This window comes from Streptomyces sp. NPDC023723 (assembly GCF_040639815.1).
GTDB lineage: Bacteria > Actinomycetota > Actinomycetes > Streptomycetales > Streptomycetaceae > Streptomyces.
Genome location: NZ_JBFAAP010000068.1, coordinates 1 through 26,686 on the forward strand (window position 1 = coordinate 1; position 26,686 = coordinate 26,686).

The 26,686-nt window shown below is 71.8% G+C and carries 16 protein-coding genes, 1 tRNA gene and 1 rRNA gene; 15 read left to right on the forward strand and 3 right to left on the reverse strand.

Going from position 1 to position 26,686, the window contains the following annotated elements; genetic code table 11:
* The 3 genes from rrf to AB0G32_RS36195 form a co-directional block, all read left to right on the forward strand.
* Positions 1-93, forward strand: a 5S ribosomal RNA gene (gene rrf, locus AB0G32_RS36185); the annotation flags it as partial.
* Between the two features lie 115 nt (positions 94-208).
* Entirely contained in the window at positions 209-871 is a 663-nt protein-coding gene (locus tag AB0G32_RS36190) for a DegT/DnrJ/EryC1/StrS family aminotransferase (protein WP_361173748.1), read from the forward strand.
* A 74-nt stretch (positions 872-945) separates the two neighbouring features.
* Positions 946-1,018: transfer RNA gene (locus AB0G32_RS36195), tRNA-Thr, on the forward strand.
* A 62-nt stretch (positions 1,019-1,080) separates the two neighbouring features.
* On the opposite strand, the gene AB0G32_RS36200 is transcribed toward AB0G32_RS36195, so the two are convergent.
* Positions 1,081-3,831 (reverse strand): SpoIIE family protein phosphatase, encoded by a 2,751-nt coding sequence (locus AB0G32_RS36200; protein ID WP_361173681.1) that lies wholly within the window; start codon positions 3,829-3,831, stop codon positions 1,081-1,083.
* 392 nt (positions 3,832-4,223) lie between these two features.
* Between AB0G32_RS36200 and AB0G32_RS36205 the strand changes: the two genes are divergently transcribed.
* From AB0G32_RS36205 to AB0G32_RS36250, 10 genes are all read left to right on the forward strand, one after another.
* On the forward strand, positions 4,224-9,719 hold the full coding sequence (locus tag AB0G32_RS36205) for a HAMP domain-containing protein (RefSeq protein ID WP_361173683.1): 5,496 nt from the start codon (positions 4,224-4,226) through the stop codon (positions 9,717-9,719).
* A 331-nt stretch (positions 9,720-10,050) separates the two neighbouring features.
* Complete coding sequence (locus AB0G32_RS36210; protein WP_361173686.1) at positions 10,051-10,725, forward strand: response regulator; 675 nt, start codon at positions 10,051-10,053, stop codon at positions 10,723-10,725.
* 136 nt (positions 10,726-10,861) lie between these two features.
* Positions 10,862-13,573: a DNA translocase FtsK gene (locus AB0G32_RS36215; RefSeq protein ID WP_361173689.1), complete on the forward strand. Its 2,712-nt coding sequence runs from the start codon at positions 10,862-10,864 to the stop codon at positions 13,571-13,573.
* A 249-nt stretch (positions 13,574-13,822) separates the two neighbouring features.
* Entirely contained in the window at positions 13,823-14,692 is an 870-nt protein-coding gene (locus AB0G32_RS36220; protein ID WP_361173692.1) for a RodZ domain-containing protein, read from the forward strand.
* A gap of 91 nt (positions 14,693-14,783) precedes the next feature.
* Positions 14,784-16,367: a 30S ribosomal protein S12 methylthiotransferase RimO gene (rimO, locus tag AB0G32_RS36225; RefSeq protein ID WP_361173694.1), complete on the forward strand. Its 1,584-nt coding sequence runs from the start codon at positions 14,784-14,786 to the stop codon at positions 16,365-16,367.
* Positions 16,364-17,284: a CDP-diacylglycerol--glycerol-3-phosphate 3-phosphatidyltransferase gene (gene pgsA / locus AB0G32_RS36230; protein ID WP_361173697.1), complete on the forward strand. Its 921-nt coding sequence runs from the start codon at positions 16,364-16,366 to the stop codon at positions 17,282-17,284. Before rimO ends, pgsA begins: the two co-directional genes overlap by 4 nt.
* Positions 17,281-17,826: a CinA family protein gene (locus AB0G32_RS36235; RefSeq protein WP_361173700.1), complete on the forward strand. Its 546-nt coding sequence runs from the start codon at positions 17,281-17,283 to the stop codon at positions 17,824-17,826. Before pgsA ends, AB0G32_RS36235 begins: the two co-directional genes overlap by 4 nt.
* 109 nt (positions 17,827-17,935) lie before the next feature.
* The gene (locus AB0G32_RS36240; protein ID WP_189420814.1) at positions 17,936-18,319 is read left to right on the forward strand and encodes a helix-turn-helix transcriptional regulator; all 384 of its coding nucleotides are present in this window, start codon (positions 17,936-17,938) and stop codon (positions 18,317-18,319) included.
* Between the two features lie 324 nt (positions 18,320-18,643).
* A complete protein-coding gene (locus AB0G32_RS36245) occupies positions 18,644-19,114 on the forward strand; it encodes a DNA starvation/stationary phase protection protein (protein ID WP_361173703.1) in 471 nt (156 codons plus the stop codon).
* A gap of 65 nt (positions 19,115-19,179) precedes the next feature.
* Positions 19,180-19,449, forward strand: coding sequence for a hypothetical protein (locus tag AB0G32_RS36250; protein WP_361173706.1), 270 nt, complete (start codon positions 19,180-19,182; stop codon positions 19,447-19,449).
* Positions 19,450-19,465: 16 nt separating this feature from the next.
* Here AB0G32_RS36250 and AB0G32_RS36255 read toward each other — a convergent pair whose 3' ends face one another.
* Together AB0G32_RS36255 and AB0G32_RS36260 are read right to left on the reverse strand one after the other, a co-directional pair.
* A complete protein-coding gene (locus AB0G32_RS36255) occupies positions 19,466-20,275 on the reverse strand; it encodes a DNA-formamidopyrimidine glycosylase family protein (protein WP_361173709.1) in 810 nt (269 codons plus the stop codon).
* Positions 20,276-20,391: 116 nt separating this feature from the next.
* Positions 20,392-25,368 carry an ATP-dependent helicase gene (locus AB0G32_RS36260; protein WP_361173712.1) on the reverse strand — a complete coding sequence of 1,659 codons (4,977 nt, stop codon included), beginning with the start codon at positions 25,366-25,368 and terminating at the stop codon, positions 20,392-20,394.
* A 292-nt stretch (positions 25,369-25,660) separates the two neighbouring features.
* Between AB0G32_RS36260 and AB0G32_RS36265 the strand changes: the two genes are divergently transcribed.
* Positions 25,661-26,377, forward strand: a complete 717-nt coding sequence (locus AB0G32_RS36265) for an AzlC family ABC transporter permease (RefSeq protein WP_361173715.1) — start codon at positions 25,661-25,663, stop codon at positions 26,375-26,377.
* Positions 26,374-26,682 (forward strand): AzlD domain-containing protein, encoded by a 309-nt coding sequence (locus tag AB0G32_RS36270; protein WP_361173718.1) that lies wholly within the window; start codon positions 26,374-26,376, stop codon positions 26,680-26,682. The genes AB0G32_RS36265 and AB0G32_RS36270 overlap by 4 nt, the downstream gene beginning before the upstream one ends.
* The last annotated feature ends 4 nt before the right edge of the window (positions 26,683-26,686 follow it).

Here is a 26,686-nt window from a genome sequence, read left to right on the forward strand (position 1 = left end):
ACGCCCGGTTACATTTCGAACCCGGAAGCTAAGCCTTACAGCGCCGATGGTACTGCAGGGGGGACCCTGTGGGAGAGTAGGACGCCGCCGAACAAATCTTATAAAGAGCTGGACCCGGAACTTCTGTTCCGGGTCCAGCTCTTTTTTGTTACCTGTCACTTGGTGTTCACGTTCCGCAACCACCATCCAGAGCATGGGTACTGCCGCAATGCTCAGGGCCGCCGGTGTCGGAGTCGGTGACGAGGTCGTCGTGCCGGCCTTCGGGAACGTCGAAGTCGCCGAGGCCGTCGCCCTCGCCGGTGCGATGCCGGTGTTCGCCGACATAGACCCGGTGACCTACTGCCTCGACCCCGCCGCCGTCGAAGCGGTCGTCGGACCACGGACCGCGGCCGTCGTGGCCGTCCATCGATTCGGACGGACGGCCGACCTGCAACGGCTGCACGACCTGGGACAACGGCACGGGCTGCTGGTGCTGCAGGAGAGCGAACCGGGGGCGCCGTCCGACGAGATAGCGCAGCGCAGGCAGCGGGCCGCGTATCTCGACGCGCGGCTTCGGGGAGTGCGCACACCTGATGGTGGTGACGGGCACGCCTACGGGCAGTACGTGGTGAGGGTGCTCGGCAACGGGCGGCCGGACCGGGACGCGTTCGCGCGGGCCGTGCGCGGCCGGGGCGTGGAGTGCCGGGTGCCGGTGAAGACGCCCGTGCACCGGTTGCCCGAATTCCGGCGCTGTGTCGCGCTGCCGGAGACCGAACGGGCCGCCGACGAGACCCTCGCACTGCCCGTCGACGCCTCGCTGACCAAGCGGGACATGCAGCGGATCGTATCCGCGTGCAATGCGCTCGGCGGACTGCTTCAGACCGCTGTTTGAGGTGGTTGGGAGCACGGCTGTGTTCGGGGTATGATCTATTCCGTTGCCGCGAGGGAAACCTCGAAAAGCGACCGGCCCCCATAGCTCAGTCGGCAGAGCGTCTCCATGGTAAGGAGAAGGTCAACGGTTCGATTCCGTTTGGGGGCTCAGCAGAGTAGTAGAGCCATGAGAAAGGCCCCGCCCATTCGGGCGGGGCCTTTCTCATGCCCTCAGTCCGTGTGCGGCTCGGGTACCCGCATGGCCAGGATCGCCATGTCGTCGGACGGGGCGTCCGACGCGAAACGCTCCACGGCACGCATGATGCGGGCCGCCACCGCGCCGGCCGTCAGGCCCGTGCAGGTGGTGAGAACGTCGGCGAGGCCGTCGTCGCCCAGCATGCGGGTGCCCTCGCGGCGCTCGGTGACCCCGTCCGTGACACAGAGCAGGACGTCACCCGGGTCGAGGGTGACCGTCTGCTCGTACAGCTCCAGATCCTCTATGACACCGAGGAGGGGCTGTGGTTCGGCGGCCGGTTCGACCGTGCCGTCCTGGCGGAGGCGGAGCGGGAGCGGGTGGCCGGCGCAGACGACCTTGAGTTCGGCGCTGCCGTCCTCCAGGGGGCGCATCTCGCCGTACAGGAGGGTCAGGAAGCGGCTGCGGGCCCCCTCGTCGAGGATGGCCGAATTCAGACGCTCCAGGACCGCGGGGCCGCTGAGGCCCTCGCGGGCCAGCAGACGCAGGGCGTGCCGGGCCAGGCCCGTGACCGCCGCCGCGTTCGGGCCCGTACCGCAGACGTCGCCGATGGCGAAGCCGTAGACGCCGTCGCGGATGGTGAACAGGTCGTAGAAGTCGCCGCCGACCTCATTGCCCTCGCCGGCCGCGCGGTAGATGACCTCGACCTCGACGCCCTGGATGCGCAGGAGTTCGGGAGGCAGCAGGCTGCGCTGGAGGGCCTGGCTGATGGCCGTGCGCTCCGAGTAGAGACGGGCGTTGTCCAGGGCCAGGGCGGCGCGGCGGGAGAGGTCCTCGGCCAGTTCCAGGATCTCCTGGCGGAAGTGCTCGTCGGTGGGCTTGCCGAGGGTCAGCATGCCGATGACGCGGTTGCGGGCGACCAGCGGGAGGACGACCGTCTCGCCGCCGACCGCGGCGGCGGTGGCGAGCGTCGGGCCGATGCCCGGGGTGACCTGTCGGGTGGGCGTACTGCTGAGGCCGAGACTGCGCATGGAACTGCGGAGCGCCGCCTGATGGGCGATCTCGGCGGGGATGGTCCACACCCGGGCGCCGGGAGTGGGGACCGGGTCCGGTGGGGAGACCTTGGCGAGCAGGGACTTGATGCCGTCGATGAGTTCCTCGTCCTCGTGCAGGACGTAGGAGAGATACGGCTCGGAGGCCTGGTCGGCGATGGTGTAGACGGCGCACCAGGTGGCCAGGGTGGGGACCGTCATCTGGGCCATCAGGGCGAGGGTCTGATCGCGGTCCAGAGTGCCGGCGAGCAGATCGGAGGCCTCGACGAGGAAGCTGAGGGAACCGCGGCGCAGCCGCTCCAGTTCGCCGAGGCGGGCGGACTCGACGGCCAGGGCGATGCGGTCGGCGGCGAACTGGAGGCGCAGCGCCTCCTCGTTGGTGTAGCGGCCCGCCGCCTCCGCGGCGACACCGAGGGAGCCGGTGAGCCGGCCCTCGACCTTGAGCGGGACGGTGACGACCGAGCGCATGCCGGTGCCGCCCAGCAGCGGTACGGCGCCCGGTACGGCGGCCAGGTCGTCGTGGACGGCCGGCATCCGGGCCGAGCCGTAGCGGCCGGGACCGGCCTCGACGGGGACGCGGGCGAAGCGCTGGCGGGCGGAGGGCAGGCCGGTGGAGGCGCGGACCTCCAGTTCCGTCTCGTCGTCGGTGGCCAGCAGCAGGAAGGCGGCGTCGCCGTCGAGCATGTCGCGGGCCCGCTCGACCGTGCGCTGGAGCAGACCGTCGAGGTCGTCCGGGGCGGGGGAGCCGATGAAGACTTCGAAGGGGTCGGTGTTCTGGCCCTCGGCGGAGGTGTTCGGGTCGGAGGCCGGGACCCGCAACGGGGTCTGGAGCACCGCGCGTTCATGGTCGCGGACGAGGAGGCAGACCGTGGACGGTTCGCCGCCGGTGTCGCGGACCCGCAGGTGGGAGGCGTAGACCGGGGTGATGCGGCCGTTGGCGCCGCGGATGCCGTAGCTGCCTTCCCAGCGGGACAGGCGCAGCGCCTCCACGATGCCGGTGCTGGTGCCCGGGGTGTGCGGCCAGGCGGCGAAGTCGGTCAGCGGCTTGCCGGTGACCTGCTCGGCCCGGTAGCCGAAGAGCTCCTCGGCGTCCTCGTTCCACGCGGTGATCGCGCCGGCCCGGTCGATCTGGACGACGGCGACCCGGACCCGGCCGTCGGCCAGCGGCAGCAGGGCGGCCGGCAGCGCGGGCCCGGCCGCACGGGTGCCGACGGGACGCTCGGGCAGCGTGAGCCGGAACCAGACGGTCTTGTGGGTGGGCGTGTACTCGACGCCCCAGCGGTTGGCCAGGGCCGCGCAGAGCTGGAGGCCGCGGCCGCCCTCCCGGTCGGGACTGCCCATGTTGGCGGGCGACGACTGGAGCGGGACCTCGCGCTCCGGATAGTGGTCGGCCACCTCCACCCGTACGCCTTCGTCGCTGCGCAGGCAGACGACGTCGGCGGCGGTACCCGCGTGCACCACGGCGTTGGTGACGAGTTCGCTGGTCAGCACCACGGCGTCGTCGACGATGTCGGCGTAGCCCCAGCCCTGGAGCGTGTCCCGGACGAAGGCGCGGGCGCTCGCGACCGATCGCCCGACGGGCTCGAAGCTGGCGGCCGCGCGCGCGGTGATCACAGAACTCCTCGCACCTCTCTGTCCCTGCGGAGCTCCGCCGGCCGGATCGTGCCGCTGCTGCGGCAGGCCGTCCGTCGGCTGGGGTTCCGGGGGTGGTCCCCCCGGCATCAGTCCGGTGGTCATGGTCGGCCGCCCCTCCGATGCCCGCTCGTCTCGTGCCGCCGCCCAGGCCGGTCGGAACCGGCACTGCTGGACAGCCGCATGCAAGGTTACTTACCTTCGCCGTCCGTGCGGATGCCGGTCTGCAGTGTTTCCGCCCAGAGGGTGTGCGGACGATGTGCGAAGCTGCCGAACTGTTATGGCCTGGTTCGGCCGGGGTGAAACACTGGGCAGGCTCCCGGTGAGTGTTGCGGCGGGCCGAGTGCCGGTGGCGCGCGGTGGGCAGCAGCCCTGGAAGCGGCCCGGCACAGTGGGCGGGACCGCGCGGCAGCACAGGAAATACCAGTCAGTAACCGGTACGCCGGGATGTGGTACCCGGGCACAGCGGTAACGGTCGACCCTGCGGGAGGGACACAGTGGAGTCTGGCGCAGCGACGCGGGGCACGAAAACGCGCGCGAAAGGCGGACAGTCCCCGAACAACCAGGGCAATCAAGGCAAGCGGGGCAATGGCACCACGGTCGTGGACACGGCCTCGCTGAACCGGCTGCTGGCCGCCCTGGTGACCATGCGGGACGGGAACTTCCGCCGGCGCCTCACGGTGTCCGGGGACGGCGTGATGGCGGAGATCGCGGCCGTCTTCAACGAGGTGGCCGACCGCAATCTGCATCTGACCGGTGAGCTGGCCCGGGTGCGGCGCATGGTCGGGCGTGAGGGAAAGCTCACGGAACGGCTGGAGACGGGGGCGTGCGAGGGGTCCTGGGCGACCGCCGTCGACAACTCCAACGCGCTGGTGGACGATCTCGTACGCCCCGTCTCCGAGGTCGGCCGGGTGCTGACGGCGGTCGCCGAGGGCGATCTGTCGCCGCGGATGGAACTGCGGACGCAGGCGGCGGAGGGGACCGGGCATCCGCTGCGCGGCGAGTTCCTGAAGGTCGGGCGGACCGTCAACAACCTGGTCGACCAGCTCTCCACGTTCACCGACGAGGTCACCCGGGTGGCCAGCGAGGTGGGCACCGAGGGGAAGCTGGGCGGGCAGGCCCGGGTGCGCGGCATGTCGGGTTCCTGGAAGGACCTGACCGACTCCGTCAACACGATGGCGTACCGGCTGACCGCGCAGGTCAGGGACATCGCGCTGGTGACGACCGCGGTCGCCAAGGGCGATCTGTCGCGCAAGGTCACGGTCGACGTGGCCGGCGAGATGCTGGAGCTGAAGAACACCGTCAACACGATGGTGGATCAGCTGTCCGCCTTCTCGTCCGAGGTGACGCGTGTCGCGCGGGAGGTCGGTACCGAGGGTGAGCTGGGCGGGCAGGCCCGGGTGCCCGGGGTGGCCGGTGTCTGGAAGGAGCTGACCGACTCCGTCAACACGATGGCCGGGAACCTGACCGCCCAGGTGCGCGGGATCGCCGAGGTGACCACCGCGGTCGCCAACGGTGATCTGTCGCGCAAGGTGACCGTGCCGGCCCGGGGCGAGGTCGCGCAGCTGGCCGAAACGATCAACCAGATGACCGAGACGCTGCGGATCTTCGCGGACGAGGTCACCCGGGTGGCCAACGAGGTCGGCGCCGAGGGGCAGCTCGGCGGGCAGGCGAACGTGCCGGGGGCGGCGGGGACCTGGAAGGACCTGACCGACTCGGTGAACACCGTGTTCCGGAACCTGACCACTCAGGTGCGGGACATCGCCGCCGTGACGACGGCGGTGGCCAACGGTGATCTGTCGCAGAAGGTCACCGTGGACGTGGCCGGCGAGATGCTGGAGCTGAAGAACACCGTCAACACGATGGTCGACCAGCTCTCCGCGTTCGGTGCCGAGGTGACACGGGTGGCGCGCGAGGTCGGTGTCGAGGGCGAGCTGGGCGGGCAGGCGCAGGTGCCGGGGGCGGCCGGGACCTGGAAGGACCTGACCGACTCCGTCAACACGGCGTTCCGGAACCTCACCGGGCAGGTGCGCAACATCGCCCAGGTGACGACGGCGGTGGCCAACGGTGATCTGTCGCAGAAGGTCACGGTCGACGTCTCCGGCGAGATGCTCCAGCTGAAGAACACCGTCAACACGATGGTGGACCAGCTCTCCAGCTTCGCCGACCAGGTGACGCGGATGGCCCGGGACGTGGGCACCGAGGGGCGGCTCGGCGGTCAGGCGCGGGTGGACGGCGTGTCCGGTACCTGGAAGGAACTGACCGACTCGGTCAACTTCATGGCCGGGAACCTGACGTCCCAGGTGCGGCAGATCGCCCAGGTGACGACGGCCGTGGCGCGCGGTGATCTGTCCCAGAAGATCGACGTGGACGCGCGCGGGGAGATCCTGGAGCTGAAGAACACCATCAACACGATGGTGGACCAGCTGTCGTCCTTCGCCGAGCAGGTGACGCGGGTCGCCCGTGAGGTGGGTACGGAGGGGCGGCTGGGCGGGCAGGCCCAGGTGCCCGGTGTGGCCGGGGTGTGGCGCGATCTGACCGACTCGGTGAACGGCATGGCCGGGAACCTCACCGCCCAGGTGCGCAACATCGCGCAGGTGGCGACCGCGGTGGCGCGCGGTGACCTGTCGCAGAAGATCACCGTGGACGCGCGCGGGGAGATCCTGGAGCTCAAGAACACGCTGAACACGATGGTGGACCAGCTGTCGTCGTTCGCCCAGGAGGTCACCAGGGTGGCCCGGGAGGTCGGGACCGAGGGCATTCTCGGCGGTCAGGCCGAGGTGCAGGGCGTCTCCGGCACCTGGAAGGACCTCACCCAGTCGGTGAACGGCATGGCGAACAACCTGACGCTCCAGGTGCGCAACATCGCCGAGGTGACGACGGCGGTCGCCAAGGGCGATCTGTCGAAGAAGATCACCGTCGATGCCAAGGGCGAGATCCTGGAGCTGGTCACGACCGTCAACACGATGGTCGACCAGTTGTCGTCCTTCGCCGAACAGGTCACCAGGGTGGCCCGCGAGGTGGGCACCGAGGGCATCCTGGGCGGCCAGGCGCACGTGCCGGGCATTACCGGCATCTGGAAGGACCTCAGCGGCAACGTCAACCTGATGGCCAAGAACCTGACCGTGCAGGTGCGGAACATCTCCCAGGTGGCCGCCGCCGTCGCCAACGGCGATCTGACCCGGACGGTGACGATCGAGGCGCGCGGCGAGGTCGCGCAGCTCGCCGACACCTTCAACACGATGGTCAAGACGCTGAGTTCGTTCGCCGACCAGGTCACCAAGGTGGCCCGGGAGGTCGGTACGGACGGCATCCTGGGCGGGCAGGCGCACGTCCCGGGGGTGGCCGGCACCTGGAAGGACCTCACCGAGTCGGTGAACCAGATGGCGTCCAACCTGACCGGGCAGGTGCGCAACATCGCCCTGGTGACCACGGCGATCGCCAAGGGCGACCTCTCCAAGAAGATCGACATCGACGCGCGCGGCGAGATCCTGGAGCTCAAGACGACCATCAACACCATGGTCGATCAGCTGTCGTCGTTCGCCGAGGAAGTCACCCGGGTGGCCCGTGAGGTCGGCACCGAGGGGCAGCTCGGCGGGCAGGCGCGGGTGCGGGACGTCGACGGCACCTGGCGGGACCTGACCGAGTCGGTGAACGAGATGGCCGGGAACCTGACCCGGCAGGTGCGGGCCATCGCGCGGGTGGCGACCGCGGTGACCCGCGGCGACCTGAACCTGAAGATCGACGTGGACGCCTCGGGGGAGATCTCCGAGCTCCAGGACTACATCAACAAGATGATCGCCAACCTGCGGGACACCACGATCGCCAACAAGGAGCAGGACTGGCTCAAGGGCAACCTGGCGCGCATCTCGGCGCTGATGCAGGGCCGCCGCGACCTCCAGGACGTCGCCTCGCTGATCATGAGCGAGCTGACGCCGGTGGTCTCCGCGCAGCACGGCGCGTTCTTCCTGGCGATGCCCCTGGTGGACGGCCAGGAACCGGCCGCCGCGCGGGAGGACAACTACGAGCTGCGGATGCTCGGCTCGTACGGCTACTCGATGGGGTCGATGCCGACCTCGTTCCGGCCCGGGGAGGCGCTGGTCGGGACGGCCGCGCAGGAGAAGCGCACGATCCTGGTGGAGAACGCGCCCAGCGGCTATCTGAAGATCTCCTCCGGGCTCGGCGAGGCGCCGCCCGCGCAGGTGATCGTGCTGCCGGTGCTGTTCGAGGGCAAGGTGCTCGGCATCATCGAGCTGGCGTCGTTCACGCCGTTCACGCAGATCCAGAAGGACTTCCTCAACCAGATCGCCGAGATGATCGCGACCAGCGTCAACACCATCTCCGTCAACACCAAGACGGAGGTGCTGCTGAAGCAGTCGCAGGAGCTGACCGAGCAACTGCGGGACCGGTCCGAGGAGCTGGAGCAGCGGCAGAAGGCGCTCCAGGCGTCCAACGCCGAACTGGAGGAGAAGGCCGAGCTGCTGGCCCAGCAGAACCGTGACATCGAGGTGAAGAACACCGAGATCGAGGAGGCCCGGCAGGTCCTGGAGGAGCGCGCCGAGCAGCTCGCCGTGTCGATGCGCTACAAGAGCGAGTTCCTGGCCAACATGTCGCACGAGCTGCGTACGCCGCTCAACTCGCTGCTGATCCTGGCCAAGTTGCTCGCCGACAACGCCGAGGGGAACCTGTCCCCCAAGCAGGTCGAGTTCGCCGAGACCATCCACGGCGCCGGGTCCGACCTGCTCCAGCTGATCAACGACATCCTGGACCTGTCCAAGGTCGAGGCGGGCAAGATGGACGTCTCGCCGACCCGGATCGCGCTGGTCCAGCTGGTGGACTACGTGGAGGCCACCTTCCGGCCGCTGACCGCCGAGAAGGGCCTCGACCTGTCGGTACGGGTCTCGCCGGAGCTGCCCGCCACGCTGCACACCGACGAGCAGCGGCTGCTCCAGGTGCTGCGCAACCTGCTGTCCAACGCGGTGAAGTTCACCGATTCCGGTTCGGTCGAGCTGGTCATCCGGCCCGCCCGGGACGACGTGCCGCAGCGCATCCGGGAGCAGCTCCTGGAGGCCGGTTCGCTGACCGACCCGGGGGCGGCGCTGATCGCCTTCTCGGTGACCGACACCGGGATCGGCATCGCGGCCGGCAAGATGCGGGTGATCTTCGAGGCGTTCAAGCAGGCCGACGGGACCACCAGCCGCAAGTACGGCGGCACCGGCCTCGGGCTGTCGATCTCCCGGGAGATCGCCCAGCTGCTCGGCGGCGAGATCCACGCGCAGAGCGAGCCGGGCCGCGGCTCGACCTTCACGCTGTACCTGCCGCTGCACCTCAATGAGCTGCCGCCGCAGGGCTACCAGCAGCCGGTGGCCGCGCTGGAGGCCGGTGACCTGGTGTCCGCGGCGGCCCGGGACGAGGAGGCGGAGGCCCGGGCGCGGGCCGAGACGCCCGCCGAGGTGAAGTCGTACCAGGAGACGCAGCACGGTCCGGCCGCGCTGTTCCGGCGCCGGCGCCGGGCGTTGCCCGAGCTGCCGGAGGCCGAGCCGCGGCCCGCGCCGCAGGAGGACCGGTCGGCCGTGGAGCAGGAGCCGCTGCCGCAGTCGGTGCGGGGCATCCGGTTCGGCGGCGAGAAGGTGCTGATCGTCGACGACGACATCCGCAACGTGTTCGCGCTCACCAGCGTCCTGGAGCAGCACGGGCTGTCGGTGCTGTACGCGGAGAACGGGCGCGAGGGCATCGAGGTGCTGGAGCAGCACGAGGACGTCGCGGTGGTGCTGATGGACATCATGATGCCCGAGATGGACGGGTACGCGACGACCACGGCGATCCGTCGGATGCCCCAGTTCGCCGGGCTGCCGATCGTGGCGCTGACCGCCAAGGCGATGAAGGGCGACCGGGAGAAGGCGATCGAGTCCGGCGCCTCGGACTACGTGACCAAGCCGGTCGACCCGGACCATCTGCTGACGGTCATGCAGGAGTGGATGAGGGGTGCCTGAGCGGTAGGTTCGGGGGACGTGCGAACGTAGTACCGACGGATCACCGACGGCAGGGCGGGCACCTCGCGGTGCGCGCGGAGTCGCTGACTCAGTGTGCCCGAAGTCGTGTAGAGGCGCGGGATTCGGGGAACCTTCTGGTCCCCCGCTGCGTTTCTGCTACGTGCACAGTGACATCTCGGTGACAGGGTGTGGCGACAGGCGGGGTGCGGCTACGATGACCGGCACAAGGACGGGCGGCGCAAGGGAGTCGTCCCCCGGGGCGGCACCGGTCGGTGCCACCCCAAGTCCTGCGGACAGGGGAGGCCCCACGCCGGGGCGAGGAGGGCGGGCCATGGTGCAGAAGGCCAAGATCCTCCTGGTCGATGACCGGCCGGAGAATCTGCTGGCGCTGGAGGCGATCCTCTCGGCGCTCGATCAGACGCTGGTGCGGGCATCGTCCGGGGAGGAAGCGCTCAAGGCACTGCTCACGGACGACTTCGCGGTCATCCTGCTGGACGTCCAGATGCCGGGCATGGACGGTTTCGAGACCGCGGCGCACATCAAGCGGCGGGAGCGGACCCGGGACATCCCGATCATCTTCCTCACCGCGATCAACCACGGACCGCACCACACCTTCCGCGGCTACGCGGCCGGCGCGGTGGACTACATCTCCAAGCCGTTCGACCCGTGGGTGCTGCGCGCGAAGGTCTCCGTCTTCGTCGAGCTGTACATGAAGAACTGCCAGCTGCGGGAGCAGGCGTCTCTGCTGCGGCTCCAGTTGGAGGGCACCGGCGGCAAGTCCGCGGCCGGCGAGGCCAAGGAGTCGGCCGGGCTGCTCGCCGAGCTGTCGGCGCGGCTGGCGGCCGTCGAGGAGCAGGCCGAGGCGCTGTCCAAACAGCTGGGCGACGACTCGACGGACGCCGCGGCGGTGGCCACGGCGGCGCACCTGGAGCGCAAGCTCACCGGGCTGCGGCGGGCGCTGGACGCGCTGGAGCCGGGCTCGGGCGGCCAGACCGCGGTCAACTGAAGCCCGCACCTCTCGTGAGGTCGCGTCACCGCCCCTCGCGGAAGCGTCAGTTCCGGTGTCACCGCAAGCACGACACGAACGGGTGAAGCAGTAGGCACACGTGTCCGTTGCCGTCTCCACCGGTAACCTCGCACCTATGGCCTCACGTCCCTCCGCAGCCAAGAAGCAGCCCGCGAAGAAAGCGGCTCCCGCGAAGGCTCCGGCGAAGAAGGCCGCCGCGCGGAAGGCGCCCCCGAAGAAGGCGCCCGCCAGGAAGGCCGCGGTGCGGAAACCCGCGCCCGCCCCGGCCCTCAGCCCGACCAGTGGCGTCCTGCGCCTCGTCCGGGCGATCTGGCTGGGCCTGGCGCACGCGGTCGGGGCCGTGTTCCGCGGCATAGGGCAGGGCGCGAAGAACCTCGACCCGGCGCATCGCAAGGACGGCGTCGCGCTGCTGCTGCTCGCCATCGCGCTGATCGTCGCCGCGGGCACCTGGGCCGATCTGAAGGGCCCGGTCGGCGACCTCGTGGAGATCCTGGTCACCGGCGCCTTCGGCCGGCTCGACCTGCTGGTGCCGATCCTGCTCGGCGCCGTCGCCGTGCGCTTCATCCGGCACCCGGAGCAGCCCGAGGCCAACGGCCGCATCGTGATCGGCCTCTCGGCGCTCGTCATCGGCGTGCTCGGCCAGGTGCACATCGCCTGCGGCTCGCCCGCGCGCGGCGACGGCATGCAGGGGATAAGGGACGCCGGCGGGCTGATCGGCTGGGCGGTGGCGACCCCGCTGTCGTACACCATGACCGACGTACTGGCGGTGCCGCTGCTGGTGCTGCTGACCGTCTTCGGGCTGCTGGTGGTCACCGCCACCCCGGTCAACGCCATCCCGCAGCGGCTGCGGCTGCTGGGCGTCCGGCTCGGCGTCGTCCGCGACCCCGTGGCCTTCACGGACGACGAGGAGCGGTACGAGGAGCAGTGGCGCGAGGCGCTGCCCGCCCGGCCCCGGGGCCGCCGGGGACCCGCCCCGCAGGCGTACGACCCCGAGACGGCCGAGGAGGAGGCGCTCACCAAGCGGCGCGGCCGGCCCCGGCGGTCCGCCGTGCCGCAGCCCGACGGGGAGCGCCGGATGGACGCCGTGGACGTCGCCGCCGCGGTCGCCGCCGCGCTGGACGGCGCGGTGCTGCACGGGATGCCGCCGTCGCCCCTGGTCGCCGACCTCACCCAGGGGGTGAGCACGGGGGAGCGGGAGCAGACCACCCCCACGCCGGTGCCGAAGCCGGTCCCCGGCGCCCGGCCCAAGCAGGAGAAGCTGTCCAGCGGTGCGGTCCCCGACCTGACCAAGGCCCCGCCGGCCGCGGAGCGCGAGCTGCCGTCGCGGGCCGAGCAGCTCCAGCTCTCCGGGGACATCACCTACGCCCTGCCGTCCCTGGACATGCTGACGCGCGGCGGTCCCGGCAAATCCCGCAGCGCCGCCAACGACGCCATAGTGGAGGCGCTGACCACCGTCTTCACCGAGTTCAAGGTCGACGCGTCGGTCACCGGCTTCACCCGCGGGCCGACGGTGACGCGGTACGTGGTGGAACTCGGTCCGGCCGTGAAGGTGGAGCGGGTCACCGCCCTGACCAAGAACATCGCGTACGCCGTCGCCAGCCCCGACGTGCGGATCATCAGCCCGATCCCCGGCAAGTCCGCGGTCGGCATCGAGATCCCCAACACCGACCGGGAGATGGTCAACCTCGGCGACGTACTGCGGCTCGCGGAGTCCGCCGAGGACGACGACCCGATGCTGGTCGCCTTCGGCAAGGACGTCGAGGGCGGCTACGTCATGCACTCGCTGGCGAAGATGCCGCACATACTGGTGGCCGGCGCCACCGGCTCCGGCAAGTCGTCCTGCATCAACTGCCTGATCACCTCGGTGATGATGCGGGCCACCCCGGAGGACGTCCGGATGATCCTGGTCGACCCCAAGCGGGTCGAGCTGACCGCCTACGAGGGCATCCCGCACCTGATCACGCCGATCATCACCAACCCCAAGCGGGCCGCCGAGGCGCTCCAGTGGGTCGTCCGCGAGATGGACCTGCGCTACGACGACCTGGCCGCCTACGGCTACCGGCACATCGACGACTTCAACCGCGCGGTGCGCGAAGGCAAGGTCAAGCCGCCCGAGGGCAGCGAACGCGAGCTCCACCCGTATCCGTACCTGCTGGTGATCGTGGACGAGCTGGCCGACCTGATGATGGTGGCGCCCCGCGACGTCGAGGACTCGATCGTGCGGATCACGCAGCTCGCGCGCGCGGCCGGCATTCACCTGGTGCTCGCCACCCAGCGGCCCTCGGTCGACGTCGTCACCGGTCTGATCAAGGCGAACGTGCCGTCCCGGCTGGCCTTCGCCACCTCCTCGCTGGCCGACTCCCGGGTCATCCTCGACCAGCCCGGCGCCGAGAAGCTGATCGGCAAGGGCGACGGCCTGTTCCTGCCGATGGGCGCCAACAAGCCGACCCGTATGCAGGGCGCCTTCGTGACCGAGGACGAGGTCGGGGCGGTCGTCCAGCACTGCAAGGACCAGATGGCGCCGGTCTTCCGGGACGACGTCACCGTCGGCACCAAGCAGAAGAAGGAGATCGACGAGGACATCGGCGACGACCTCGACCTGCTGTGCCAGGCGGCCGAGCTGGTGGTCTCCACGCAGTTCGGGTCGACGTCCATGCTCCAGCGCAAACTGCGGGTCGGCTTCGCCAAGGCGGGGCGGCTGATGGACCTCATGGAGTCGCGGAACATCGTCGGACCGAGCGAAGGCTCAAAGGCGCGTGATGTTCTTGTGAAGCCTGACGAACTGGACGGCGTGCTGGCCGTGATCCGGGGGGAGTCTGAAGGGTAGGGGAGCGGGCGCGCGAGCCGGACGGACACCGTGATCCATCCGCAATCGATCAATGGGCAACCGTTTCCCCACGGCGTACGTCAAGTTGAGGAAAGCGACGAACAGGTGCTCCATCATCGGTCTGCCGGGCCAGTCCGATGGGCCATTCAGATGGCGTACAAAGTACGACCGCCCGGTTGCCCCACCCGTTCGTACCCCCCCTAGACTGAACTTCCAGCACAGGTGGCTTAACGCTCGAAAGGCGCCCCCGTGTCCATCGGCAACTCTCCCGGTAACTCTCCCGAAGACGAGCGTCCGTCCGTCGATGCGCCCGACGACGTGTCCGACGGTGTTCCTGAGGAAGACCGCCCCTCCATCGGCCGGACTCTGCGGCAGGCGCGGATCGCCGCCGGGCTGACCGTCGACGACATCAGCGGTGCCACCCGGGTGCGGATCGCCATTGTGCACGCCATCGAGGCCGACGACTTCACGCCGTGCGGCGGCGACGTCTACGCCCGCGGGCACATCCGTACGCTGGCCAGGGCGGTCGGGGTGGACCCGGCGCCCCTGCTCGACCAGTTCGCCGCCGCGCGCGGCGGACGCCCCGCCCCGACCCCCGCCGCGCCGCTCTTCGAGGCGGAGCGCATCCGGCCCGAGCGGCGCGGGCCCAACTGGACCGCCGCCATGGTCGCCGCGATCGTCGCCGTGATCGGCTTCGTCGGGTTCACCATGGTCAAGGGCGGCGACGACAGCGGTGCCGCCGAGGCCAACGTGGCCGAGGGGTCCACGCCGACCGCGAGCAAGTCGTCCGCGTCCGCCGGGACCAAGAAGCCCGCCGATCCCAAACCGACCGACAGCGCCATCGCCGCCGTACCGCAGGACAAGGTGACCGTCCAGGTCAGCGCCACCGACGGCCGCAGCTGGATCTCCGCCAAGGACCACAACGGCCGCTCGCTCTTCGACGGGGTGCTCGACCAGGGCGACTCCAAGACCTTCCAGGACAACGAGAAGGTCAACCTGGTCCTCGGTGACGCCGGCGCGATCCAGCTCCATGTGAACGGCAAGAAGATCGAGGACGATTTCCAGCCGGGCGCGGTGGAGCGGCTGACGTACACCAAGGGCGACCCCCAGGTCGGATAACGGACCTGAGAGGCGAGTCGGTACGGGGTTGGCCAAGATCGGCCAACCCCGTCGACGTGGGCTGTCGGCGGGACGAAGTAGTCTTGAGCCCATGCCTGAAAGCCGCACCGTCGCACTCGTCACCCTTGGCTGCGCCCGTAACGAGGTGGACTCGGAGGAGCTCGCAGGCCGTCTGGAGGCGGACGGCTGGAAGCTCGTCGAGGACGCCGAGGACGCGGACGTCGCCGTGGTGAACACCTGCGGCTTCGTCGAGGCCGCCAAAAAGGACTCCGTCGACGCCCTCCTGGAGGCCAACGACCTCAAGGGCCACGGGAGAACGCAGGCCGTGGTGGCGGTGGGCTGCATGGCCGAGCGGTACGGCAAGGAACTGGCCGAGGCCCTCCCCGAGGCCGATGGCGTGCTCGGCTTCGACGACTACGCCGACATCTCCGACCGGCTGCGCACCATCCTCGGCGGCGGCATCCACGCCGCGCACACCCCGCGCGACCGGCGCAAGCTGCTGCCGATCAGCCCGGCCGAGCGGCAGGGCGCGGGGGCCGGGGTGGCGCTTCCGGGGCACGGGTCGGGTGCGCGTTCCGGTTCGGCTTCGGAGGAGGCGGCCGAATCCGCGCCCGCCGATCTCCCGGAGGGCCTCGCACCGGCGTCCGGACCCCGCGCGCCGCTGCGCCGCCGGCTGGGCGGTGCCCCGGTGGCCTCGGTGAAGCTCGCCTCCGGCTGCGACCGGCGCTGCTCCTTCTGCGCCATCCCCTCCTTCCGCGGCTCCTTCATCTCGCGCCGCCCGAGCGACGTGCTGAACGAGACGCGCTGGCTGGCCGAGCAGGGCGTCTCGGAGATCATGCTGGTCTCCGAGAACAACACCTCCTACGGCAAGGACCTCGGCGACATCCGGCTGCTGGAGTCCCTGCTGCCGGAGCTGGCCGAGGTCGACGGCATCGAGCGGGTGCGGGTCAGCTACCTCCAGCCGGCCGAGATGCGCCCCGGCCTGATCGACGTCCTGACCGGCACCCCGAAGGTCGCCCCGTACTTCGACCTCTCCTTCCAGCACTCGGCGCCCGGCGTGCTGCGCGCGATGCGCCGCTTCGGCGACACCGACCGCTTCCTGGAACTCCTGGACACCATCCGGAGCAAGGCGCCCGAAGCGGGCGTGCGCTCCAACTTCATCGTGGGCTTCCCCGGCGAGTCCGAGGCCGACCTGGCCGAGCTGGAGCGGTTCCTCAACCACGCGCGGCTGGACGCCATCGGCGTCTTCGGCTACTCCGACGAGGAGGGCACCGAGGCGGCCGGATACGACGGCAAGCTGGACCAGGACGTGGTCGACGAGCGCCTCGCGCGGGTCTCCCGGCTGGCGGAGGAGCTCGTCTCGCAGCGCGCCGAGGAGCGGGTCGGGTCGACCGTGCGGGTGCTGGTGGAGTCCGTGGGTTCGGTGGATTCCGCCGCGGACGAGGAGGGTGTGTACGGGCGGGCCGCGCACCAGGCGCCCGAGACGGACGGCCAAGTGCTGCTCACGAGCGGCGAAGGGCTGCGGGTCGGTCGTATGGTCGACGCGAAGGTGGTCGGTACGGAAGGTGTCGACCTGGTGGCCGAGCCGCTGGCCGGGCCGGTCGAGGACGGCTCGTCCGGTGCGGATCCGTTCGGCGCGGACGCTGTCGCGTGTACTGAGGAGGCGGGCAGATGACCGGAGCACCGGCGTCCGCGGCGGGAGGGCCCTCCGGCGCGCGGCGGGCCGGCCCGGGTACGGCACCGGGTGCGGCGGCGTCCGGTGCGGCCTCGGCTTCCGGTTCGGGGGCGGCTTCGGGTCTGGCTTCGGGTGCGGTGGAGCGGCCGGGGATGCTGCGGCGCACCGGACCGGGCGCCGGGGCCGGCGGCGGCAGTCGTGCGGCCGGTGCGCGCGGGCCGGACCCGGGAACGGGCCGGGGGACGGACGACGGCGGCGCCGCCGGGCGCGAGGGCGTCCAGCGGGGCGGTGCGCAGCGGGGCGGGAAGATCGTGGCCGCCGCCGTCGACCAGGCCAGTGTCTGGAACGTCGCCAACCTGCTGACGATGCTGCGGCTGGTCCTGGTGCCGGTCTTCGTCGCGCTGATGCTCGGCAACGGCGGATACGACCCGGCCTGGCGCTCGTTCGCCTGGGCCGCCTTCGCCGTCGCCATGATCACCGACCTCTTCGACGGGCATCTGGCGCGTACGTACAACCTGGTCACCGACTTCGGGAAGATCGCCGATCCCATAGCCGACAAGGCGATCATGGGGGCGGCGCTGATCTGTCTCTCCGCGCTGGGCGATCTGCCGTGGTGGGTCACGGCCGTCATCCTCGGCCGGGAACTCGGGATCACCCTGCTGCGTTTCCTGGTCATCCGGTACGGCGTCATCCCCGCCAGCCGGGGCGGCAAGCTGAAGACCCTCACCCAGGGCGTGGCCGTCGGTATGTACGTGCTGGCGCTGACGGGGCCCCTGGCCACCCTGAGGTTCTGGGTGATGGCCGTGGCGGTCGTCCTGACCGTGGCGACCGGTCTCGACTATGTGAAACAGGCCATTGTGCTGCGCAGAGAAGGAATCGCCGAGCGCGAGGCGGCGTTGAAGGAGACGGACGCTTGAGTTCCGAGGCCGCCGACGTGGTGCGACTACTGACAGTGAGCGGTGCGACCGTCGCGGTCGCCGAGTCGCTGACCGGTGGTCTGGTCGCGGCCGATCTGACCTCGGTCCCCGGCGCCTCCAAGGTGTTCCGGGGCTCGGTGACGGCCTATGCCACCGACCTGAAGCACCGGGTGCTCGGCGTCGACGCCGCGGTGCTGGCGGCGCGCGGCGCGGTCGATCCCGAGGTCGCCGCCCAGATGGCGGCCGGCGTACGGAAGGCCCTGGGTGCCGACTGGGGCGTCGCGACGACGGGCGTCGCCGGTCCGGACCCTCAGGACGGCCAGGCCGTGGGAACCGTCTTCGTGGCCGTCCACGGACCGCACGGAGCGGCCACCGGTTCTGCCCCTGGCGGAAAAGTGGAGGCGCTGCGGTTGAACGGCGACCGTGCGGAAATTCGTATGGAGAGTGTACGGAGCGTACTCGCCCTGCTCCTGAAGGAGCTGGCGGACGAACAGACCGGGAATGAGCGGGCACAGGATACGGAACAGAACGGGGGGTTTTGATGTTTGCAGCCCTGAGTGAACACGACATCGCTCCCCGCACGGCCGCGGCGCGAGGCGGTACGGTGGGGCGAGAAGGATGCGGCTACGCGGTCCGAGGAGGGAGCCACCGATGATTCTGCTCCGTCGCCTGCTGGGTGACGTGCTGCGTCGGCAGCGCCAGCGCCAGGGCCGTACTCTGCGCGAAGTCTCCTCGTCCGCCCGAGTCTCACTCGGCTATCTCTCCGAGGTGGAGCGGGGGCAGAAGGAGGCTTCCTCCGAGCTGCTCTCCGCCATCTGCGACGCGTTGGACGTACGGATGTCCGAGCTCATGCGAGAAGTGAGTGACGAACTGGCCCTCGCCGAGCTGGCCCAGTCCGCTGCGGCCACCCCCAGCGAAACCGTTCCCACGCCGGTGCGTCGCCCCATGCTGGGCTCCGTGTCGGTGACCGGTGTGCCACCGGAACGGGTGACGATCAAGGCGCCCGCCGAAGCGGTGGACGTCGTCGCCGCCTGAGCGACGCCGCCCCTGCCGGGCGGTCCGCGAGGCGTGAAGAAGGTGTGCCAGGCCCCGGCCGGGCCTTCTCCGGAGATCCGGAGAAGTGCGGTCGGGGTTTTCGCATGTCCAGTCCTTGCATGCGCCGGTGCCGGTTCTCGCGAGAGCGGCATTCTCATGCGCGGCGTTCGCGGGTCCGGTTTCGCGGGTCCGGTTTCACGGGTGCGGTTTTCGCGGGTTCCGGAACGGTCGGCGGCGGGTGCGTTTGCCGGGCGTCGGTGCTGCGGTCATCGTTGAGGGACATGACGGGGGCAACCGGTGGGGGGACAGCTCACGGAGGTGCGGATGTACGTCGTCAAGAGCCCGTTGTCCGACGCGGACCTGAAGACCGTGTCGGAGGCGCTCCAGGGCGCCCTGGTCGACCTGGTGGATCTGGCCCTGGTGGCGAAGCAGATCCACTGGAACGTGGTGGGGCCGCGCTTCCGGTCCGTGCACCTCCAGCTCGACGAGGTGGTCGGCACCGCTCGCGCCCACTCCGACACGGTGGCGGAGCGCGCCGCCGCGCTGGGCGTGCCGCCCGACGGGCGGGCCGCGACCGTGGCCGTCGGCAGCGGGATCGGCGTGACACCGGAGGGCTGGGTCGACGATTCGACTGCGGTGGGCGCGGTCGTGGAGGCGCTGGGTGCCGTGATCGGGCGGATGCGGGAGCGGATCGCGGCCACCGGTGCTCCCGATCCCGTCTCGCAGGACCTGTTCATCCAGGTCACCGCCGATCTTGAGAAGCAGCACTGGATGTTCCAGGCCGAGAACGGCTGAGGCCGCCGGTCCTGCCGGTCCTCCCGGTCCAGCCGGGTGTCCACGGGGGCTGGAGGTGACGGAGCATGCCGGGGCGAATAGTGCGCCGGGGGGCTGCGCTCGGACTGGGGGCGGTGTGGTGGTGGGCGGTGCTGCGACTGACGCTGACCTCCGACGCCGGAGTGCTGGAAGGCGCGGTCGCGGCCTCGGGGTGGGGGCTGAGCGTGCTGCCGGTGCACTGTGTGGCGAAACGGCGGGCGGAGGGGGCGGTCGCGACGGGACGGTGGGGGCGGGCTTGGCGGGAGTGGAGGGGCGGGAGGGACGGGCGAGACAGGCGGGACGGGAGGTACCAGTGACTGGCCCCTCCGGTCCTCACGGACGCGCGGTGTGCGGCGTCGGGCCCGACTGGCAGGTGGGGCACCAATAGGTCGGGCGGTCGCGGGAGCCGTCGCCCTGGTCGGCGACCCGGATCGAGGTGCCGCAGCGCAGGCACGGTCGTGGGGCGCGGCCGTACACGAACAGGCCGGGGTTCCGGCGGCCCGTGGTGTTGCGGACCGGGCGGTCGCGGTTCGCCTCCAGGAGCCGGGCGGCGAGGACGGGCAGGGCCGTCGCACGGTCGGTGGGCAGGTCGCCGGTGGGGAGCCACGGGGTGACGCCGAGCAGGAAGCAGAGCTCGCTCTTGTACACGTTGCCGAGACCGGCCAGGTTGCGCTGGTCGAGCAGGGCTTCGCCCAGGGGACGGGCGGGGTCGGCCAGCACGTTGGCCAGTGCCTGGTCGGGGTTCCAGTCGGGGCTCAGCAGGTCGGGGCCCAGATGGCCGACGGCTCGGTCCTCGTCGGCGGTGCGGAGCAGTTCCAGTACCGGGAGGCGGTAGCCGACGGCGGTGCGGTCGTCGGTGCCGAGCACCACGCGGATCTGGTGGGCGGGGCCGCCGGTCCAGCGCCGGCCGGGGGCGAACACCTTCCAGGCGCCGTCCATCCGGAGGTGCGAGTGCAGAGTCAGGCCGCCCTCGATACGGGTGAGCAGGTGCTTTCCGCGCGGAGTGACGTCCAGGACGGTACGGCCGGTGAGGTCGACGGTGGCGTACTGGGGGACGCGGAAGTCGGTGCGGGTGAGCACCTTGCCCGCGAGGGCGTGGTGCAGCCGCTTCGTGGCCTGCCAGACCGTGTCTCCTTCGGGCATGGGTCAAGGGTGGCATGGCGGAGGTGGACGAGGCGGACGAGGTGGACGTGGGTGGGGGCGGGACAGGGACGGGTGGGACGGGGGCGGGTGGGACAGGTGCGGGACGGGGGGCGTTCTCAGGCCCGGATTCGCAGTCCTCTGGGGGTGGCGATGAAGCCCGCTGTTTCCAGGAGGGCGCCCAGCGGGGAGGTCAGGGCGGCGGTGCCGTTGATCCGTTCCACGGTGACCGTGCCGACGGAACCCTCTCGTGCGGCGGAGGCGAGTGCCTCGGTGGCCGCTTGCAGCCGGGTGTCGTCGGTGGCCGGGGCGCCGGGGTCGGCGGACCAGGCGAGCAGCGTCTTGCCGCCGCGCTCCATGTAGAGGGCCAGGTCTCCGTCGACGAGCACCACCAGGGAGCCCGCCTTGCGGCCCGGCTTGTGCCCGGCGCCGGTCGGGGGCTCGGGCCACGGGAGCGCCGCGCCGTACGCGTTGGCCGGGTCGGCGGCGGCCAGCACGACGGCGCGGGAGGCCGGGGTGTGGGAGGAGGGGCGGGTACGGCGGTTGGGGTGAGCGGGGCCGTTGGAGCGGCGAGGGAACGCGTTGTCGTAACGGCCGGCGGTGCCGCGGGGGCTGCCGGAGGCCGGGGGAGCGTAGCCGCCGTGGTCCTGGTAGTCCTCGTAGCCGCTGTGGTCGCCTGCCGGGGCCGGGGCGGCGAAGTCGGTGTCGAGGGCCGGGAAGGGGTCGCCCGGGCGGGGGGACGCGCCGCCGGACCAGTCGGGCTCTCCGGTGGCGTCCGGGGGTGTGTCCAGCCCGGCGGTGGCCTGGGGCGGCGAGTCGTCGGCGGGGTGTCCGGCGCCGCGCGGGGCGTCGCCGCGCTCGCGGGCGTTGGCGACCGCGCGGAGCCGGTCCACGGCGCCGTCCATCGCGAACTGGGCCGCGCCGAGCCCTTCCACCACATAGCCGCGCCGGGCCTGCCCGCTCTCCTCGAAGACCGACAGCACTCGGTACGTCGCGGAGAAACCGCCCTCGACGCCCTCCGCCGCGACGGCGCCCCGGGTCACCACGCCGTGCCGGTCGAGCAGGGTGTGGGCCAGGGCGTGCGCCCGCACGGTGGGGTCGGTCTCCTGGGCGGGCAGCAGCGACCAGCGGCCGGCGACGGTCGGGGGGCCCGAGCGGGAGGCCGGGCGGGCGGCGGCGGTGAGAGAGCCGTAGCGCCCGCGGGGGACCCTGCGCTTCGCGCGGTGTGCCGTGGAGCCCGCCGTGCGGCCCGAGCCGAGGAAGGAGCGCAGCGGGGCGAGCGTGTCGTTGGTCAGCAGACCGGACCAGGTGAGCTCCCACAGGGCGTCGGCGAGCTGTGGGTCGCTCGCGTCGGGATGGGTCGTGGCCCGGACCTGGTCGGCGATCTGGCGGAAGAACAGGCCGTAGCCGCCGGAGAGGGTGTCCAGGACGGACTGGTGCAGGGCAGTCGTCTCCAGGGGGTGCGGCGCGGGCAGGAGGAGCGGGGCCGCGTCCGCGAGGTAGAGGGAGAGCCAGCCGTCCTTCCCGGGGAGCGAGCCCGCCCCGGCCCACACCACCTCTCCGGCGGCGGTCAGCTCGTCGAGCATCGCGGGGCGGTAGTCGGCCACCCGGGACGGCAGGACCAGCTTCTCCAGGGCGGAGGCCGGGACCGAGGCGCCTTGCAGTTGTTCGACCGTGCGCACCAGCCCGTCGATGCCGCGCAGGGTGTGGCCCTTGCCGATGTGCTGCCACTGGGGGAGGAACTGGGCCAGCGCGGGCGGCGGCACCGGCTCCAGTTCGTGCCGCAGCGCGGCCAGCGAGCGCCGGCGCAGACGGCGCAGTACGGCCGCGTCGCACCACTCCTGGCCGATCCCGGCCGGGTGGAACTCGCCCTGCACCACCCGGCCCGCCGCCATCAGCCGTTGCAGCGCGCCGTCGGTGACGGCGACACCTAGGCCGAAGCGGGCGGCGGCGGTGGCCGAGGTGAAGGGGCCGTGGGTGCGGGCGTAGCGGCCCAGGAGGTCGCCGAGGGGGTCCTTGACCGGTTCGGTGAAGGCTTCGGGCACGCCGACGGGCAGCGCGGTGCCGAGCGCGTCGCGCAGCCGTCCCGCGTCCTCGATCGCCGCCCAGTGGTCGGCGCCGGCGACGCGGACCTTGATCGCGCGGCGGGCGGCGGCCAGCTCCGGGGCCCACTGCGGTTCGGCGCCCCGCTCGGCCAGCTCGGCGTCGGTCAGCGGACCGAGCAGCCGCAGCAGGTCGGCGACGCTTTCCACGTCCTTGGCGCGGCGGTCCTCGGTGCGCCACTGGAGCTCCTGCTCCAGCTCGGTCAGTACCTCGGCGTCGAGCAGTTCGCGCAGTTCCGCCTGGCCGAGCAGCTCGGCCAGCAGCCGGGAGTCCAGGGAGAGCGCGGCGGCGCGGCGCTCGGCGAGCGGCGAGTCACCCTCGTAGAGGAACTGGGCCACGTAGCCGAAGAGGAGGGAACGGGCGAAGGGGGACGGCTCGGGGGTGGTGACCTCCACCAGGCGGACCCTGCGGGACTCCACGTCGCCCATCAGCTCGACGAGTCCGGGGACGTCGAAGACGTCCTGGAGGCACTCGCGGACCGCCTCCAGGACGATCGGGAACGAGCCGAACTCGCTCGCCACCTCCAGCAGTTGGGAAGCGCGCTGGCGCTGTTGCCACAGGGGAGTGCGTTTGCCGGGGTTGCGGCGCGGCAGCAGCAGCGCGCGGGCGGCGCACTCGCGGAACCGGGACGCGAACAGCGCCGAGCCGCCGACCTGGTCGGTGACGATCTGGTCGACCTCGCCCTTGTCGAAGACGACGTCGGCGGCACCGACCGGGGACTGGTCCGCGTCGTACTCGGTGCCGGTGGACCGCGGTTCCTGGTCGAGCAGGTCCAGGCTCATCAGGTCGGCGTCCGGCAGGCGCAGCACGATGCCGTCGTCGGCGTGCATGACCTGCGCGTCCATGCCGTACCGCTCGGCCAGGCGGGCGCCGAGGGCCAGCGCCCACGGGGCGTGCACCTGGGCGCCGAACGGGGAGTGCACCACCACCCGCCAGTCGCCCAGCTCGTCCCGGAAGCGCTCGACCACGATGGTCCGGTCGTCGGGGATGTGGCCGCAGGCCTCGCGCTGCTCGGCGAGGTAGGCGAGGACGTTGGTCACGGCGCGGTCGTCCAGGCCGGCGGCGAGCAGCCGCAGCCGGGCGTCCTCCTCGGTGAGCGAGCCGACCTCGCGCAGGAACGCGCCCAATGCCCGGCCCAGCTCCAGCGGGCGGCCCAGTTGGTCGCCCTTCCAGAAGGGCAGCCTGCCCGGCACGCCGGGGGCCGGGGAGACCAGGACCCGGTCGCGGGTGATGTCCTCGATCCGCCAGGAGCTGGTGCCGAGCGTGAAGACGTCCCCGACCCGGGACTCGTACACCATCTCCTCGTCCAGTTCGCCGACCCGGCCGCCACCCTTCTTCGGGTCGGCCCCGGCCAGGAACACCCCGAACAGGCCGCGGTCGGGGATCGTGCCGCCCGAGGTGACGGCGAGGCGCTGGGCGCCCGGGCGGCCGGTGACGGTGCCGGCCACCCGGTCCCACACCACGCGCGGGCGCAGCTCGGCGAAGGCGTCGGACGGGTAGCGGCCCGCCAGCATGTCCAGGACCGCGGTGAACGCCGAGTCCGGCAGCGAGGCGAAGGGCGCGGCGCGGCGGACCGTGGTGAGCAGGTCGTCGACCTGCCAGGTGTCCAGGGCCGTCATCGCCACGAGCTGCTGGGCCAGGACGTCCAGCGGGTTGGCGGGGATCCGCAGGGACTCGATGGCGCCGGTGCGCATCCGCTCGGTGACCACGGCGGACTGGACCAGGTCGCCGCGGTACTTCGGGAAGACCACACCCGTGGAGACGGCGCCGACCTGGTGGCCGGCACGGCCGACGCGCTGGAGGCCGGAGGCGACGGACGGCGGCGACTCGACCTGGACGACGAGGTCGACCGCGCCCATGTCGATGCCGAGCTCCAGGCTGGAGGTGGCGACCACGGCGGGCAGTCGGCCCGCCTTGAGGTCCTCCTCGACCTGGGCGCGCTGCTCCTTGGAGACCGAGCCGTGGTGGGCCCGGGCGATCACCGGCGGGGCGCCCTGGGCGGCTCCCGAGCCGCCCATCAGTTCGGCGGGGGAGTGGTGCTCGTCCAGGGGCTCGCCGGTGGCGCGTTCGTACGCGATCTCGTTGAGTCTGTTGCAGAGGCGCTCCGCGAGTCGGCGGCTGTTCGCGAAGACGATGGTGGAGCGGTGGGACTGGACGAGGTCGGTGATCCGCTCCTCCACGTGCGGCCAGATCGAGGGGCGCTCCGCGCCGTCGTCGCCGTCCGCCACGGGGGAGCCGCCCAGTTCGCCGAGGTCGTCGACCGGGACGACGACGGAGAGGTCGAACTCCTTGCCGGAAGGGGGCTGGACGATGTCGGCCTTGCGGCGCGGGGAGAGGAAGCGGGCGACCTCGTCGACGGGGCGGACCGTCGCGGAGAGGCCGATGCGGCGGGCGGGGCGCGGGAGGAGTTCGTCGAGGCGCTCCAGGGAGAGCGCGAGGTGGGCGCCGCGCTTGGTGCCGGCGACCGCGTGCACCTCGTCGAGGATGACGGTTTCCACGCCGGTCAGGGCGTCGCGGGTGGCCGACGTGAGCATCAGGAAGAGCGACTCGGGGGTGGTGATCAGGATGTCCGGGGGGCGGGTGGACAGGGCGCGGCGCTCGGCGGCGGGGGTGTCGCCGGAGCGGATGCCGACCTTCACCTCGGGCTCGGGCAGGCCGAGGCGGACGGATTCCTGGCGGATGCCGGTCAGGGGGCTGCGGAGGTTGCGCTCCACGTCGACGGCGAGGGCCTTGAGGGGAGACACGTACAGGACGCGGCAGCGCTTCTTCGGGTCGGCCGGTGGGGGTGCCGAGGCCAGCTGGTCCAGGGCGGCGAGGAAGGCGGCCAGGGTCTTGCCGGAACCGGTGGGGGCCACGACCAGCACGTCCGAGCCCGCCGCGATGGCCTGCCACGCGCCTGCCTGGGCGGCGGTGGGCGCGGAGAAGGCACCCGTGAACCAGCCGCGGGTCGCGGGGGAGAAGCCGTCCAGGGCTCGGTGTGCGGAGCTGACCATGCGTCCATCGTGCACCCGGGCACTGACAATCGGCTCTCGGGCCGGTGGGCGGGGGTGTGCGGATGCCTGCGGCGGCCGGTGCGGGTTCGGTGGGGGTGCGCGTTGCGCCCTCGGCTTTTTTGAGGGTGATGGGTTGACGCGCCAACCGCTGCGGGCGGGCACCCCTCCCACCCCGGCCCCTTCTCGCCGCGGGCGAGTGCGGCGCCCTTCCCGCCAGGGACGGAGGTGCCTGTCGGCGGGAGCGCGAGAACGTACAAGACGTCCGGTGGCGGTTGGTCCTACCGTCTGCGGTGTGGCAGAAGAAGAGACAGCGGTTCGAGAAGGTGTGCGGAAGCCCGACGCGGCCGTCGTGCGGGACGGTCTGGGTGTCGGTGTCGCCGTGGGGTTGTCCGGGTTCGCCTTCGGGGTGACCTCGGCGGGAGGCGGGCTGACGCCGGCCCAGACCTGTGCGCTCAGTCTGCTGGTGTTCACGGGGGCGTCTCAGTTCGCGCTGGTGGGGGCGCTCGCGGCCGGTGGGAACCCCTTCACCGCCGCGGCCGGGGCTTTCTTCCTGGGGGTGCGCAACGCCTTCTACGGGCTGCGGCTGTCGCAGTTGCTGGCTCTGCCGAGGGTGGTGCGGCCGTTCGCCGCGCAGTGGGTCATCGACGAGACGGCCGCGGTGGCACTGGCCCAGCCGACCCGGCGGGCGGTACGGATCGGGTTCACGGTCACCGGGGTGAGTCTCTACGCGCTGTGGAACCTCACGACGCTGTTGGGCGCGCTGGGGGCGGAGGCCATCGGGGACACCGATGCCTGGGGGCTCGACGCGGCCGGGCCGGCGGTTTTCCTGGCGTTGCTCGCGCCGATGCTGAAGACCTCGGTCGAGCGGACGGTGGCCGGGCTCGCGGTGCTGCTGGGGCTCGGTCTGCTGCCGGTGCTGCCGGCCGGTACGCCGGTACTGGTCGCCGCGCTGGCCGCGCCGGCCGTGCTGTGGGCGCGGGGGCGGCGCGGACGCGAGGACGCGCGGTGAACGTCTGGATCGCGATCGGCCTGACCGCGCTGGGGTGCTACGCGGTCAAGCTCGCCGGGCTGCTGGTGCCCGCGGGCGCCCTGGAGCGGCCCCTGGTGCGCAGGCTGGCCGCGCTGCTTCCGGTTGCCCTGCTGGCCGCCCTCACGGCGCAGCAGACCTTCGCCGACGGGCGGGTGCTCGTGCTGGACGCGCGGGCCGCCGGGCTCGCGGCGGCGGCCGTCGCGCTGGTCCTGCGCGCGCCGTTCCTGCTGGTCGTCGCCGTGGCGGTCGCGGTGACCGCCGGGGTGCGGGCGCTGGGCGGGTGAGCGG

Bases quoted from the DNA above. Each gene is read 5' to 3' on its own strand.
- AB0G32_RS36250 (WP_361173706.1), top strand. From the start codon at position 19,180: ATGCCGGGGCGAATAGTGCGCCGGGGGGCTGCGCTCGGACTGGGGGCG.
- AB0G32_RS36240 (WP_189420814.1), top strand. From the start codon at position 17,936: ATGATTCTGCTCCGTCGCCTGCTGGGTGACGTGCTGCGTCGGCAGCGC.
- AB0G32_RS36215 (WP_361173689.1), top strand. From the start codon at position 10,862: ATGGCCTCACGTCCCTCCGCAGCCAAGAAGCAGCCCGCGAAGAAAGCG.
- AB0G32_RS36260 (WP_361173712.1), bottom strand. From the start codon at position 25,368: ATGGTCAGCTCCGCACACCGAGCCCTGGACGGCTTCTCCCCCGCGACC.
- AB0G32_RS36210 (WP_361173686.1), top strand. From the start codon at position 10,051: ATGGTGCAGAAGGCCAAGATCCTCCTGGTCGATGACCGGCCGGAGAAT.
- AB0G32_RS36255 (WP_361173709.1), bottom strand. From the start codon at position 20,275: ATGCCCGAAGGAGACACGGTCTGGCAGGCCACGAAGCGGCTGCACCAC.
- AB0G32_RS36190 (WP_361173748.1), top strand. From the start codon at position 209: ATGCTCAGGGCCGCCGGTGTCGGAGTCGGTGACGAGGTCGTCGTGCCG.
- pgsA (WP_361173697.1), top strand. From the start codon at position 16,364: ATGACCGGAGCACCGGCGTCCGCGGCGGGAGGGCCCTCCGGCGCGCGG.
- AB0G32_RS36200 (WP_361173681.1), bottom strand. From the start codon at position 3,831: ATGACCACCGGACTGATGCCGGGGGGACCACCCCCGGAACCCCAGCCG.
- rimO (WP_361173694.1), top strand. From the start codon at position 14,784: ATGCCTGAAAGCCGCACCGTCGCACTCGTCACCCTTGGCTGCGCCCGT.
- AB0G32_RS36245 (WP_361173703.1), top strand. From the start codon at position 18,644: ATGTACGTCGTCAAGAGCCCGTTGTCCGACGCGGACCTGAAGACCGTG.